Consider the following 13572-nt stretch of genomic DNA (forward strand, 5'->3'; position numbering starts at 1 on the left):
AATAGGCTCCTCAATAGGTCCGTGGATTACTCGTCAGCGTTGTTGTCGCGGCTGTCGCTGTCACTGTCATTTTCATTGGCAGAGTCAGATTCAGGGCGATCACGACGCTCACGGCGCTCGCTACGGTTTTCCTCAGCCTTCAGCATCTCGGACTGCTCAGTCACGGCTTCGTCGCGACGGATGACCAGGTTACGGATGACGGCGTCGTTGTAGCGGAAGTTGTCTTCCAGTTCAGCCAGTGCCTTGCCGCTGCACTCAACGTTCAGCATCACGTAGTGAGCCTTGTGAACATTGTTGATGGCATAAGCCAGCTGACGACGGCCCCAGTCTTCCAGACGATGGATCTTGCCACCGTCTTCTTCGATCAGCTTGGTGTAACGCTCCACCATGCCGCCAACCTGCTCGCTCTGGTCGGGGTGGACCAGAAAGATGATTTCGTAATGACGCATTGTTGCTCCTTACGGGTTGCAGCCTGCCGCACCACGCGGATCAGGCAAGGAGTGAATCAGTTATGTTGACTTGCCAGCCAGAGAGGCGCGCAAACGCCTGCCATCCGGGCAAGGGGCGCAATTCTAGAGAAGCCCGGACAACCACGCAAGGCGATTTGGTGAATATTTAACCAACCCGCGATCAATCGCGCCCGGCGATGGTCCGCTCGGCGTGGATGCTCTCAAGCAACGATCGGACCTGGTGGATATCGTAGGGCTTGAGCATGGTACGCAGGTCATCCAGCCCCACTTCCCGCGCATCGACTGCGTAGCCCGAAGCGATAACGACACTCAGGCTGGCATCGCGCATCCTGGCCTCTCGAACCAGCTCTATGCCGCTCATGCCGGCCAGCCCGACATCAGTAAGCAAGACGTCGAATGAATGCTGTTCGAGTTGCTTAAGCGCAGCCTCGGCCGACTCGCAAAGGCTGACCTGGTGTCCCAGCTCGTCCATGACTTCACCTGTGAGCATGCGCAGCGTCGGATCGTCTTCAACGAAGAGAATCCTCAGACCTGAAGCGGACTCCGCCTCGATCTGTTCGGACGATGCTGGTACCGACCCGCGCTGCTCGGACATCCCAACAGAATCGATACCTTGTTCGCCCAAAGCAACCTTGCACGGCAAGTAGACCCGGACCGACGTACCCTCGCCTTCGTCGCTTTCCAGCACAACGAATCCACCACTTTGCTTGACGAAGCCATAAACCATGCTCAGACCTAGACCGGACGCGTTGCTGTCTTTACGCGTGGTAAAGAAGGGCTCGAACGCGCGCTCGAGGATTTCCGGACGCATGCCCTCGCCCACATCGGTAACTGCGAGCTCCACGAATGGACCGGGCTCGACCCCAGGCTGCCCGGCAAGCTCGCTTGAGCCCAGATCACAATTGCGCAGACGCAGGCAGAGGGTGCCGCCACCGCTCATCGCGTCGCGCGCATTGACCGCGAGATTGAGTATTGCCGCCTGCAGATTGCCGACATCGGCCAACACCGGCCACAGACCGGGCGCCACATCGACTTCAACCTGCACCGCGCGCCCCAAGGCGCCATTGAGCAGCTCACTCATCTGATCCAGCAAATTACCGATGTCCACGGACTGCGGCTGCAAAGGCTGGCGGCTGGCGAAGGCCAAAAGCTGCGAAGCCAGACGAGCACCTTTCTCTACACCACCAACGGCTGATTCCAGCCGCCGCTGAGCCGTCTCGTCATTGCCAATGTTGCGGCGCAACAGCTGCAGATTTCCCCCGATGATTTGCAGCATGTTGTTGAAATCATGCGCAATGCCCCCGGTAAGCTTGCCAACAGCCTCAAGCTTTTGCGCCTGCATCAGGGCTGCCTGTGCGGCGCGGCGCGCGGACTCGCTGTCCAGTAATTCGCGGGTGCGCTCACGCACCAATTCCTCGAGATGCTCGCGGTACTCACGCAGCTCCTGCTGACTGCGATGCTGCTCGGTAACGTCGCTGCCGAGCACGAAAATACCGGACGTCCGGCCATCGCGCTCGATGATTGGCTGAAACACCAGATCGACAAACACTTCCTCGGGCTCGGCGCCTGGACGACGACGCAGCAGCGCACGCATTCCTCTGCCGGTATAGGGCTCGCCCGTACGGTAGACCTCGTCGAGCAGCGACATGAAGACCTGCCCTTCTAGCTCGGGCAACCCGTCGCGCACCGGTTTACCGAGCAGCTGGCGGTGTCCGGTAAGCTGCTGATACGCCTCGTTGACCAGCTCGAATACGTGCTCGGGGCCGCGCAGAAAACAGACGAAACCAGGCGCCTGTGCAAACAATCGGCGCAGCTGATTGCCTTCATCCTGGATGAACCGCGCGCGGGAAATGATCGCCGCCTCGATCTGTTGCGCCGGTTGTCCAGACGATTCAGCCGAGCGCATGGAATCCTTCAGCTGCTGCAGCTCGGTGATATCCACAGTGTGCTGGAGGATGGCGACGACTTCGCCCTGGTCATCCAGCAGTGGCGTATGTGTCGCGCTCCAATAGCGGTCCTCATACGCCGCACCGCTGCTGGAGTTGACCGCGATTGAATAGCGGATCACGGGAAGAGTATCCAACGCCTTGGTACTCAGGACTCGAGCAAACGAGTCGAGCAGTTCGTCGACATGAGTCGACTCAGGAAACTGCGGGTCGGCGGCAAACGCATCCTGAATTCGCCGTCCCGCAATCTCTTCGAGGCTGCGCGCGGTCAGCTTCAGGTACGCCGCGTTCGCATCCAGGATCACCAGATCGGGATCGAGCAGCAGGTAGGCGTTTGGCGAAACCCTGAACAGGGCCTCGAAAGAAGGGCGTTGCGACATACCACCTCCGTGATGCAAGCCTGGCGCTGGCTGCAACCATAAGCTGGCGCCCGGACAACCCGACGCCCAGCCAAGCAAAAAGTGACGATCTTGCGTCAGATTCAGAACGGACAATTGACCGCAGCGAAAACGATCCGTTTCCGCTGAAGCCAACGTTCCTAACGGGAAAATCCCGGCTATGCGGGCACTAGCTGGCGCGCCGTGCAGAGCGTCGCTGACGCAGGGCTTCGAACAGGCATACCCCGGTGGCAACCGAGACATTGAGACTGCTGACGCTGCCGCCCATGGGCAAGCGAACCAGGAAGTCGCAGTGCTCACGGGTCAGGCGCCGCATGCCCTTGCCCTCGGCCCCCATTACCATGACGATCGGCCCACTGAGATCCTGATCGTAGATCTCCTGCTCGGCTTCTCCAGCCGTGCCGACGATCCACAGGCCCCGCTGTTGCAGTTTTTCCAGCGTTCGAGCCAAGTTGGTGACGGCGACCAGCGGAATGACTTCAGCAGCTCCACAGGCCACCTTGCGCACCGTAGCGTTCAGTGTGGCGGATTTGTCCTTCGGGATGATCACTGCCAGTGCGCCGGCCGCATCGGCAGTACGCAGGCAGGCTCCCAAATTATGCGGGTCCGTTACACCGTCGAGCACAAGCAATAAGGGTGCACCCTCGGTCCGATCTAGCAACTCCTCTAGCATCGCATCGCCCCAAACCTGACTGGGGCTGACCTCGGCAATCACGCCCTGATGCACGCCCTCGACCCAGGCGTCCATTTCGCGACGCTCGCACTGACCGACGCGCACTTTGGAGTAGGCAGCTAACTGCAGCAGGCTCTGCACGCGCGGATCGTCTCGCCCCTCTGCCAACCAGATCTGCTTGACCCGCTTCGGGTGATGGCGGAGCAACGCTTCGACGGCATGAAGGCCATAGATCTTTTCAAGATCACTCATGGCTTGGCCTTACGCTTGCGCGGCGAGGCACCGTCGGACTTTGGCGCCGCCTTGCCGGTTGCTTTCGGTTTCGTGCTACTGCGCTTGGGCTTGCTCTTCGAGGGCTTGCCTGCCTTGGCGTCGCTCAGCAGCGCCTTTTTCATTTCACGACTCTTGCGCACGTCATCGCTGACTGATTCCCGGCCCCTCGATGAAGGTGCATCGGCGCTCTTCTTGCTGCGGCCGTCCTTGCGCGCGCCGCGGGCGTCAGAGGCACCTCGCTCGCCGATCCCGGTATTGCTGCCACCGCCAATCAACTCGAAATCAATCTTGCGCTCGTCCAGGTCGACACGCATGACGCGCACCTCGACGCTGTCACCAAGACGGAAACTGCGCCCACTACGCTCCCCGGAGAGACGATGATGCAGGGGATCGAAGTGGTAGTAGTCGCCGGGCATCGCCGTTACGTGCACCAGTCCTTCGACGTAGATATCAGTCAGTTCGACGAACAGACCGAAGCCGGTCACGGCCGTGATGACGCCGGGGAAATTCTCACCGACGCGGTCTTTCATGAACTCGCATTTCAGCCAGTTCACAACATCACGGGTCGCTTCGTCAGCGCGGCGCTCGGTCATCGAGCACTGCTCGCCCAACTGCTCCAGCGCAGCCTCGTCATACGGGTAGATGCGCGCTTTAGGCATGCTGGTCGCGCCCGCCCGGCGGACATGGGACGTATCGCGCTTGGAGCGAATCACGCTGCGGATCGCCCGATGAATCAACAGGTCGGGGTAGCGGCGAATCGGCGATGTGAAATGTGCGTAGGCCTCGTAATTCAGGCCGAAATGCCCGTTGTTATCGGGGCTATAGACCGCCTGACTAAGCGAACGCAGCATGACCGTTTGAATCACGTGGAAGTCGGGACGACCCTGGATATGCTCAAGCAGCGCCTGGTAATCCTTGGGCGTCGGCCCCTCCTTGCCCTTGTGTAATGTAAGGCCCAGCTCACCGAGAAATGCCCGGAGCTTTTCTTGGCGCTCCAACGGCGGGCCATCATGCACACGGTACAAGCCAGGAATCTCATGGTCTTGCAGGAAACGTGCTGTGGCCACGTTAGCGCAGAGCATGCATTCCTCAATCAACTTGTGCGCATCGTTGCGCTCGGTTGGCTTGATTTCCGAAATCTTGCGCCCTGCACCGAAAACAATGCGGGTTTCTTGCGTCTCGAAATCGATTGCCCCGCGGGTATGGCGCGCCTTGAGCAGTATCTTGTACAGCGCGTAGAGCTGCTTGAGATGAGGCAGCACCTCACCGTACTCACCTACGAGGCGCTTACCTTCGGCTGAAGACGGCTGCTCCAGCATGCTGCTGACCTTGTTGTAGGTCAGCCGTGCGTGGGAATGGATGACCGCTTCGTAGAACTGATAATCCGTCATTTTCCCCGATTTGCTCAGGGTGATTTCGCAGACCATTGCCAGGCGGTCGACGTGCGGATTCAGTGAACAGAGCCCATTCGACAACTCTTCCGGCAGCATCGGGACAACCCGCTCGGGGAAGTACACCGAAGTCCCACGCACTTCGGCTTCCTGATCCAGCGCCGAGTCAACCTTCACATAGTGCGAAACGTCGGCAATCGCCACGTACAGACGGAAACCACCGGAAAACAGCTTCCAGCCACTGAGCTTCTCGCAATAGACGGCGTCATCGAAGTCACGCGCATCCTCGCCATCGATGGTAACGAACGGCAGATGGCGAAGGTCGACGCGCTTCTGTTTGTCCTTTTCCTCGACTTCCGGCTTGAGCTTGGAGGCTTCACGCTTGACCGCATCCGGCCAGACATGCGGAATATCGAAACTGCGAAGCGCGACATCGATCTCCATACCGGGCGCCATGTAGTTGCCGATCACCTCGACCACATCGCCCTGAGGCTGAAACCGCTGAGTGGGCCAGTGGGTGATCTTGATCTCGACGAACTGACCCGGTTTGGCATCCATGGAACGGCCGGGCGTGACCAGGACTTCCTGTTGGATTTTGGGGTTATCGGCCATCACAAAGCCGATGCCACTCTCTTCCTGATAGCGACCTACGATTGTTTCGTGGGCACGACCGATGATCTCCACGATGGCGCCTTCGCGGCGGCCGCGACGATCAAGGCCGGCTACGCGAGCCAGGCAGCGGTCGCCATCGAATACCAGACGCATCTGCGCCGGGCTCAGGAACAGGTCGTCGCTGCGGTCATCGGGAATCAGAAAGCCAAAGCCGTCGCGATGGCCGCTAACGCGACCGCAAACCAGGTCCAGCTTGTCTACCGGGGCATAGGTGCCACGCCGGGTATAGATAAGCTGGCCGTCACGCTCCATTGCACGCAAACGGCGGCGCAGAGCTTCAATGTCATCTTCGGAGGACAATCCGAACTCTTCCACCAGCTGCTCACGCGCCGCTGGCGAGCCGCGCTCGCTCAGGTGCTGGAGGATCAATTCGCGACTAGGGATGGGGTTTTCGTACTTTTCCGCTTCACGTGCGGCCTCGGGATCGAGGGATTGCCAATCGGCCATTAAGAGATGTCACCTTTCATTCATTTATAGAGGCAGAACGCCCTATATCTATTGAAGCGCGAAACGCCGTCCGACGGCAGCTTTCGCACAAATTATTTTTCCTGGACGGGGCTTTACAAGGCATAACCTCGCCCGTATAGTTCGCGCCCACAATGTCTGGTAGACGTTGTAACACGGAAACGATGAAGTATCATCGTTTGCAGTGCCCAGGTGGCGGAATTGGTAGACGCACTAGGTTCAGGTCCTAGCGGTGGCAACACCGTGGAAGTTCGAGTCTTCTCCTGGGCACCATTTATCCGATGAGACATTTGCAACAGCAAGCGCCTCATAGACACGAGGTTTGTCGGCCTCGACCAGCAATCGACAGAAGTCGGTGAGCAATCATCGCAATGTGCCCAGGTGGCGGAATTGGTAGACGCACTAGGTTCAGGTCCTAGCGATGGCAACATCGTGGAAGTTCGAGTCTTCTCCTGGGCACCACTCTTCAGAAAAAACCGAGCCACTGGCTCGGTTTTTTCGTTTCTGCTGCCTGGAGTCCACTCGAAGGGCCGCCAAGCCATAAGCGGTAGCTCCACGCTCTACTGACGCTCCTTCTTGGCAGCTACAAGCCATTAGCCTTGGCCCAAAAAAAACCGCCCGAGGGCGGTTTTTCAATATCACACCAGCGATCAGGCGTAGGGATGACGCAGCACGATGGTCTCGTTGCGGTCCGGGCCAGTTGAAATAATGTCGACTGGCGCCTCGACGAGCTCTTCAATGCGCTTGATGTAAGCACGCGCATTAGCCGGCAGCGCCTCAAGCGACTTTACCCCGACAGTGGACTCAGTCCATCCGGGAAGCTCCTCGTAAACCGGCTGCAAGCCCTGATAACTGTCCGCATCGGTCGGCGCATCGACCAGCACTTCCCCGTTGCGATCCTTGTAAGCGACGCAAATGCGGATGGTCTCGAGGCCGTCCAGTACGTCCAGCTTGGTCAGGCAGATACCCGAGACACTGTTGATCTCGATTGCGCGACGCAGGATTACCGCATCGAACCAACCGCAGCGCCGGGCGCGGCCGGTAGTCGAGCCGAACTCATGGCCACGCTCAGCCAGACGAGCACCCACGTCATCAAACAATTCCGTCGGGAACGGGCCGGAGCCGACGCGCGTGGTGTAGGCCTTGGTAATGCCGAGGATGTAGTCCAAATAGAGCGGACCAAAACCGGAACCCGTAGCTGTACCCCCCGCTGTGGTGCTGGAGCTGGTTACATAGGGGTAGGTACCATGATCGATGTCGAGCAGCGAGCCCTGGGCACCCTCGAACATGATGCGCGCACCCTGCTTGCGCAACTCGTGCAGCCGCGCCGAGACATCGGTCATCATCGGCCGAAGAATCTCGGCGTAGCCCAGTGCCTCATCCAGAGTCTTCTGGAAGTCGACAGGCTCGACCTTGTAGAAATTCTGCAGGATGAAGTTGTGGTACTCGAGCAACTCACGCAACTTGACCGTGAAGCGCTCGGGATTGAACAGATCACCAATCCGCAGGCCACGGCGAGCGACCTTGTCCTCGTAAGCCGGCCCTATACCACGCCCTGTGGTACCGATCTTACCTTCGGACCGCGATGCTTCACGCGCCTGATCCAGAGCGACGTGATACGGCAGGATCAGGGTGCAGGCCGGGCTGATGCGCAGACGCTCGCGAACCGGGACACCCTTTTCTTCGAGCTTGGTGATCTCACGCATCAGGGCATCCGGCGCCACGACCACGCCATTACCGATCAGACACTGGACGTTTTCCCGCAAGATTCCGGACGGAATCAGGTGCAGTACGGTTTTCTCGCCATCGATGACCAGTGTGTGCCCGGCGTTATGACCGCCCTGGAAACGCACCACGGCCGCAGCCTGGTCGGTCAGCAGATCAACGATCTTGCCCTTGCCCTCATCACCCCATTGGGTGCCCAGGACCACGACATTCTTACCCATAAACCTTGTCCTCTTGGCGAAGCATACCGGTCATGACCGGCGAAAAATCTGGAAAACCTGCCAGCACAGCCACATCAGCGGTCCAGCGGCGAAACAACCCAGGAACCTTCTTGCAACAGTAGCTGCCGGTCACAGCCAACGCCCGGCGCCGCATCAACCTGCTGCCCGCTCAACGCTTGAACCACCCGCTCGCCACGCGCACGCAGCTTACGGATTGCGTGCCACAACGCCGGATCCGTACCGTGCGGCGCCCACACACCGGCCGACGAGTCAACGAGCTCGGCATTGCCCAGCCTGACCAACGTTTTCAAATCGGTTGAAAAGCCGGTCGCCGGACGAGCTCGACCAAAATCCGCACCAATATCGTCATAACGCCCGCCTTGAGCGATCGACTGACCGACGCCTGGGACGAATACCGCGAAAACGACACCTGTGTGATAGTGATAGCCGCGCAACTCGCCCAGATCGAAATACAACGGCAGCTCGGGATACCGCATCGCCAGCTGGTCGGCGACCTGCGCCAAACCTTCCAGCGCCTCAAGAACTGGAGCAGGTGCACCGGCAAGCAGCTCGCGCGCAGCATCGAGCGTCTCGCGCCCACCACAGAGCCGCGCCAACGCGCGCAACATGGCTGCCAGCGAAGGCTCGACATCAGCGGTCAGCGCCGCGATCTCGTCCATGGCCTTACGCTGCAAGGCATCGAAAAGGCGCTGCTCTGCATCTCCAGAGAGGCCGGCGGCGCGCGCCAACCCGCGATAGATCCCCACATGCCCGAGATCCATGTGCAAGTCCGGCACATCAGCGAGCAGAAGGGTCTCCAGCATCAGGCTGATCACCTCAAGGTCGCTGGAAGTACTGCTGTCGCCATAAAGCTCAGCGCCCAACTGAATCGGGCTTCGCGACGTGGCGAGAGCCTGTGGCTTGGCGTGCAGAACGCTGCCGGCATAGCACAGGCGGCTAGGGCCTTCACGGCGCAACGTATGTGCGTCAACACGCGCCACCTGGGGCGTGATGTCCGCTCGTAACCCCATCTGACGGCCTGACAACGGATCGACGACCTTGAACGTCTTGAGATCGAGGTCCTGCCCAGCGCCAATCAGGAGCGATTCGAGAAACTCTACATGAGGGGTGATAACCAGCTCATAGCCCCAGCACTGGAACAGATCCAGCACACGACGCCGTGCAGTTTCGATACGCGCCGCTTCGGGGGGCAGCACTTCTTCAATGCCATCTGGCAGGAGCCAGCGGTCTATCGTTGCCATTTCGCCAATCACCTCTCGATACGGCAAGCCTAGTCAAGCAGACGAACGCCGGGGCAACAGCCTTAGCCGCCCATCGGTCGCGTGCGATTGTGTTCGAACCATTGCAACAGCGCCACGCCCCTCCCAGGGGATCAGCATGGCTGGCCATGCCCGGATCAGCCTGCTACCGCCGGGGCGCAGACGCAAAAAAGCCGGGCTTTTCCCGGCTCGCGGATCATAACAATGTTTCGCTAACGGGTCACCCGGCGGACAGTGCTCACCCCGCCGGACGACCCATTTGCTATCACTGCGCGGTTGCGGACTCCAGATAACGGAAGAAATCGCTTTTAGGGTCGAGCACCAGGACATCTTCTTTGTTGGCGAAGCTCTCACGGTAGGCTTGAAGGCTGCGATGGAAGGAATAGAATTCCCGATCTTGCCCGTAAGCAGCGGCATAGATGGCTGCCGCCTGCGCATCGCCATCACCGCGCAGCTCTTCAGCCTCACGGAACGCTTCAGCCAATAGCACCCGACGCTGACGATCGGCGTCGGCACGAATGCCTTCGGCCAACTCCTTGCCTTTCGCGCGATGCTCACGGGCTTCACGCTCACGCTCGGAGCTCATCCGCTCGAACACGCTGCGGTTCACTTCGCGCGGAAGATCGATGCCCTTGACCCGAACATCCACCACTTCAATCCCGAGTTCCTGTTGCGCAGCTCGGTTCAGACTGTTGGTTACCAGACTCATCAGCTCGTCGCGCTGACCGGACACCGACTCGTGCAAGGTCCGCTTACCAAACTGGTCGCGTAGTGCAGCTTCGAGACGCCGCGCGAGACGCTCGTCGGCGATCTGCTTCACACCCGAAGTCGCCGTGTAGAACCGCTCGGCATCGTCCACACGCCACTTGGCATAGGAATCAACCATCAACGCCTTCTTCTCCAGCGTCAGGAAGCGCGACGTCGTGGTATCCAGCGTCATCAGCCGCGCATCGAACTTGCGCACGCTATTGACGTAAGGAATCTTCAGGTGCAGGCCTGGCTTCACGTCGGGCTCGACGATACGACCGAATCGCAGCATTACCGCTCGCTCCGTCTGCGAGACGATGTAAAAGCTATTCCACGCCACGATCGCCAGCACCACACCCACAATAAGGGCGGTCAGGGATTTATTGCTCATTAGCGGACCTCCCTTGTACGCACTTCACGCGGATCCAACTCCGGCGGCAGCCTCGTGGTTTGGGTCGAAGCGCCTGACGCCGATGCCGCAGGGGATCGCTCGGACGCAGCACCGCGACTGTTGACCATCTTGTCCAGCGGCAGATACAGCAGATTATTTTGGCCCTGCTCGCCGGTGACGAGAACCTTGCTGGTATTGCTCATCAGCTCCTGCATGGTTTCCAGATAGAGGCGCTCACGCGTTACGTCTGGCGCTTTTCGATACTCGGTCACCAGCTTTGAGAAGCGATCCGCCTCACCCTGTGCCCGCGAAATCACCGCATCACGATAACCACTGGCTTCCTCCAGCATGCGCTGGGCCTGACCGCGCGCTTCAGGGATCACTCCGTTAGCGTAGGACTCGGCCTGATTCTTCTCGCGCTGCTCATCTTCTCGGGCACGAATAACGTCATCGAACGCTTCCTGCACCTCGCGCGGCGCAGCGGCACTCTGCAGGTTCACCTGAGTCACGATTATGCCGGTCCCATAATTGTCGAGAAACCGTTGCAGACGTTCTTTGACCTCGCCAGCCATGGCCTCACGACCCTCGGTCAGCACCTGATCCATCGCAGTCGAACCCACAACGTGGCGCACAGCACTATCAGTAGCGTGCTGCAGCGATGCTTCCGGATCTTCGACATTGAGAACGAACGCTTGAAGGTCGCTGATTTTGTACTGCACGGTCAAAGGCACTTCGATGATGTTCTCATCCTCGGTAAGCATCTGCCCTTGCTTGCTGTAGGAGCGCTCTCGAGTCACGTTCGCCTGGAACTTCCGATCAAACGGCGGGAAGTAGATATTCAGACCTGGGCCCACGGTTTCGTGATATTTCCCGAAGCGCAACACCACAGCCTGCTCTTGCTCATCGACAATGTAGATGGCATTGAACAGCCAGACAGCGAGCAACACCACCAGACCAACCCAGACCAGCGCAAACCCACCGCGGCGCCCGGAACCACCACCCGAGGAGCCACCACTGCGTTTCTTGCCGCCGAACATGCCGTTTAGGCTGTCCTGCAGCTTGCGAAAAGCTTCATCCAGGTCAGGCGGACCTTTCTGATCGTCACCACCGCGACGACCACCGCCACCACCACTACCCCAGGGATCCTGGTTGTTCGAGTTGCCACCCGGCTCATTCCAAGCCATAGCGCTCTCCATTCAAATAAAGCTAAAGACGCGCCAGCGGCGCGTCCGCCAATGCTACCGAAAGCCCGGAACGAACGGCTTAAAAGCCCCCCAAGCTTTATTGCAAAGTGTGTTGCTCGAAGAACTGTTCTGCCTCAAAGCCCGCGCGACTAATCAGTCGATGCAGCTCGACACGCTGCAAACGTACATCAAGCAGGCTGACACCCTCTTCATCGTGAACTTCGGACTGCACGGCCCCAAGGTCGAACAGCTGCGCACGCATGCGCCCAAGCTGCTGAGGCAACCGAAGCGTACCTATGTAAAGGTCGTTACCAAGCAGTTCGGCAATGGCCTGCTTCAGCAGATCCAGCCCCAATCCTTGCTGCGCCGAGACCCATACCCGCTGCGGTACGCCATCAGCATCGCGCTGGATCTGCGGCTCGATGCCTTCAAGCAGATCCACTTTGTTGTAAACCTCAAGAATCGGTAGCTCATTCGCACCGATCTCGGTCAACACCGCCAGCACCTGCTCGATCTGCTGATCCCGCTCAGGCTCGTGAGTATCGATGACATGCAGCAGCAGATCAGCATTACTCGACTCTTCGAGCGTGGCCCGGAAAGATTCGACCAGTTTGTGCGGCAAGTGACGAATGAATCCAACCGTATCAGCAATCACCACAGGCCCCAGGTCATCCAGATCCAGACGACGCAAGGTGGGATCCAGCGTAGCGAAAAGCTGGTTGGCGGCATAAACCTCGGATTCGGTCAAAGCATTGAAAAGAGTGGACTTACCCGCGTTGGTATAGCCCACCAGGGATATAAGCGGAATGTCAGCACGTCTGCGGCCACGGCGAGCCTGCTCACGCTGACTACGAACCTTTTCCAGCCGCTGCTTGATCTGGCGGATACGCACACGCAGCAAGCGCCTGTCAGTTTCAAGCTGTGTCTCGCCAGGGCCGCGTAGACCAATCCCCCCCTTCTGCCGCTCAAGGTGAGTCCAGCCCCGCACCAGTCGAGTGCTCATATGATCCAACTGAGCCAGCTCAACCTGCAACTTGCCTTCGTGCGTGCGCGCCCGCTGAGCAAAGATATCGAGGATCAGCCCGGTCCGATCAAGCACACGGCATTCGAGCGCTCGCTCGAGGTTGCGCTCCTGGCTGGGCGTCAGGGTGTGATTGAAAATGACCAGCTCGACCTCGCCATCCCTGACAAGGTCATGCAACTCTTCGACTTTGCCGCTGCCGATTAGAAATTTGGCGGAAGGTTGATGCTTGGCAACATTGACGAAACCAACTGTCTCAGCGCCAGCTGACCGCGCCAGCTCCCGAAACTCTTGGGGGTCTTCACGCGCCGCTGGATCCTGAGCATCCAGATGAACCAGGATAGCCCGCTCACCACCACCGGGACGTTCGAAGAACAAAGAAGGCTCCCTTTATTCGTTACCCGACTCGGACTGCTCAGCATCGCCAGCAGCAGGCAGGCGCACCGGACGGCCAGGAACGACAGTCGAGATGGCATGCTTGTAAACCATCTGACTAACCGTGTTCTTCAACAGAATGACAAACTGGTCGAATGACTCGATCTGACCCTGAAGCTTGATACCGTTGACCAAGTAGATGGAAACCGGAACGCGCTCCTTACGCAGGGTGTTCAGGTAAGGGTCTTGTAGCGAATGCCCTTTTGACATGTGCCGCACTCCTTAAAGGATCTTTTCATTAATTATTCGAAATCGAACACGGCCGATCAGTGATTGAGAA

10 protein-coding genes and 2 tRNA genes are annotated in these 13572 nt (G+C 59.1%); 2 read left to right on the forward strand and 10 right to left on the reverse strand.

Going from position 1 to position 13572, the window contains the following annotated elements; genetic code table 11:
• Positions 1–26: 26 nt before the first annotated feature.
• The 4 genes from rpsF to rnr all read right to left on the reverse strand — a co-directional run bounded on the left by rpsF (position 27) and on the right by rnr (position 6270).
• Complete coding sequence (rpsF, locus tag CXK96_RS13675) at positions 27–449, reverse strand: 30S ribosomal protein S6 (RefSeq protein WP_045424432.1); 423 nt, start codon at positions 447–449, stop codon at positions 27–29.
• A 181-nt stretch (positions 450–630) separates the two neighbouring features.
• Positions 631–2796, reverse strand: a complete 2166-nt coding sequence (locus CXK96_RS13680) for a PAS domain-containing protein (protein WP_102836994.1) — start codon at positions 2794–2796, stop codon at positions 631–633.
• Positions 2797–2983: 187 nt separating this feature from the next.
• Complete coding sequence (gene rlmB / locus CXK96_RS13685) at positions 2984–3739, reverse strand: 23S rRNA (guanosine(2251)-2'-O)-methyltransferase RlmB (RefSeq protein ID WP_102836995.1); 756 nt, start codon at positions 3737–3739, stop codon at positions 2984–2986.
• Positions 3736–6270, reverse strand: a complete 2535-nt coding sequence (rnr, locus tag CXK96_RS13690) for a ribonuclease R (RefSeq protein ID WP_102836996.1) — start codon at positions 6268–6270, stop codon at positions 3736–3738. The genes rlmB and rnr overlap by 4 nt, the downstream gene beginning before the upstream one ends.
• A 204-nt stretch (positions 6271–6474) precedes the next feature.
• On the opposite strand from rnr, the gene CXK96_RS13695 reads away from it, so the two are divergent.
• A tRNA-Leu gene (locus CXK96_RS13695) sits at positions 6475–6561 on the forward strand.
• Positions 6562–6663: 102 nt separating this feature from the next.
• Positions 6664–6750, forward strand: a tRNA-Leu gene (locus tag CXK96_RS13700).
• A 188-nt stretch (positions 6751–6938) separates the two neighbouring features.
• Here the strand turns inward: CXK96_RS13700 and CXK96_RS13705 are convergent.
• The 6 genes from CXK96_RS13705 to hfq form a co-directional block, all read right to left on the reverse strand.
• Positions 6939–8234 carry an adenylosuccinate synthase gene (locus CXK96_RS13705; protein WP_102836997.1) on the reverse strand — a complete coding sequence of 432 codons (1296 nt, stop codon included), beginning with the start codon at positions 8232–8234 and terminating at the stop codon, positions 6939–6941.
• Positions 8235–8308: 74 nt separating this feature from the next.
• Positions 8309–9496, reverse strand: coding sequence for an ATP phosphoribosyltransferase regulatory subunit (locus CXK96_RS13710; protein ID WP_102836998.1), 1188 nt, complete (start codon positions 9494–9496; stop codon positions 8309–8311).
• Between the two features lie 283 nt (positions 9497–9779).
• Positions 9780–10652 carry a protease modulator HflC gene (hflC, locus tag CXK96_RS13715; RefSeq protein ID WP_102836999.1) on the reverse strand — a complete coding sequence of 291 codons (873 nt, stop codon included), beginning with the start codon at positions 10650–10652 and terminating at the stop codon, positions 9780–9782.
• Positions 10652–11836, reverse strand: a complete 1185-nt coding sequence (gene hflK / locus CXK96_RS13720) for an FtsH protease activity modulator HflK (protein WP_102837000.1) — start codon at positions 11834–11836, stop codon at positions 10652–10654. Before hflK ends, hflC begins: the two co-directional genes overlap by 1 nt.
• A gap of 97 nt (positions 11837–11933) precedes the next feature.
• On the reverse strand, positions 11934–13235 hold the full coding sequence (hflX, locus tag CXK96_RS13725; protein WP_102837001.1) for a ribosome rescue GTPase HflX: 1302 nt from the start codon (positions 13233–13235) through the stop codon (positions 11934–11936).
• A gap of 12 nt (positions 13236–13247) precedes the next feature.
• A complete protein-coding gene (gene hfq / locus CXK96_RS13730; protein WP_019340119.1) occupies positions 13248–13502 on the reverse strand; it encodes an RNA chaperone Hfq in 255 nt (84 codons plus the stop codon).
• Between the last annotated feature and the right edge of the window lie 70 nt (positions 13503–13572).

This window comes from Stutzerimonas stutzeri, from assembly GCF_002890895.1.
Lineage (GTDB): Bacteria > Pseudomonadota > Gammaproteobacteria > Pseudomonadales > Pseudomonadaceae > Stutzerimonas > Stutzerimonas stutzeri_AB.

Excerpts from the sequence above, each read along its gene's own strand:
- hfq (WP_019340119.1), bottom strand. The coding sequence starts at position 13,502 with ATGTCAAAAGGGCATTCGCTACAAGACCCTTACCTGAACACCCTGCGT.
- rpsF (WP_045424432.1), bottom strand. The coding sequence starts at position 449 with ATGCGTCATTACGAAATCATCTTTCTGGTCCACCCCGACCAGAGCGAG.
- hflC (WP_102836999.1), bottom strand. The coding sequence starts at position 10,652 with ATGAGCAATAAATCCCTGACCGCCCTTATTGTGGGTGTGGTGCTGGCG.
- hflK (WP_102837000.1), bottom strand. The coding sequence starts at position 11,836 with ATGGCTTGGAATGAGCCGGGTGGCAACTCGAACAACCAGGATCCCTGG.
- CXK96_RS13710 (WP_102836998.1), bottom strand. The coding sequence starts at position 9,496 with ATGGCAACGATAGACCGCTGGCTCCTGCCAGATGGCATTGAAGAAGTG.
- rnr (WP_102836996.1), bottom strand. The coding sequence starts at position 6,270 with ATGGCCGATTGGCAATCCCTCGATCCCGAGGCCGCACGTGAAGCGGAA.
- CXK96_RS13680 (WP_102836994.1), bottom strand. The coding sequence starts at position 2,796 with ATGTCGCAACGCCCTTCTTTCGAGGCCCTGTTCAGGGTTTCGCCAAAC.
- rlmB (WP_102836995.1), bottom strand. The coding sequence starts at position 3,739 with ATGAGTGATCTTGAAAAGATCTATGGCCTTCATGCCGTCGAAGCGTTG.
- CXK96_RS13705 (WP_102836997.1), bottom strand. The coding sequence starts at position 8,234 with ATGGGTAAGAATGTCGTGGTCCTGGGCACCCAATGGGGTGATGAGGGC.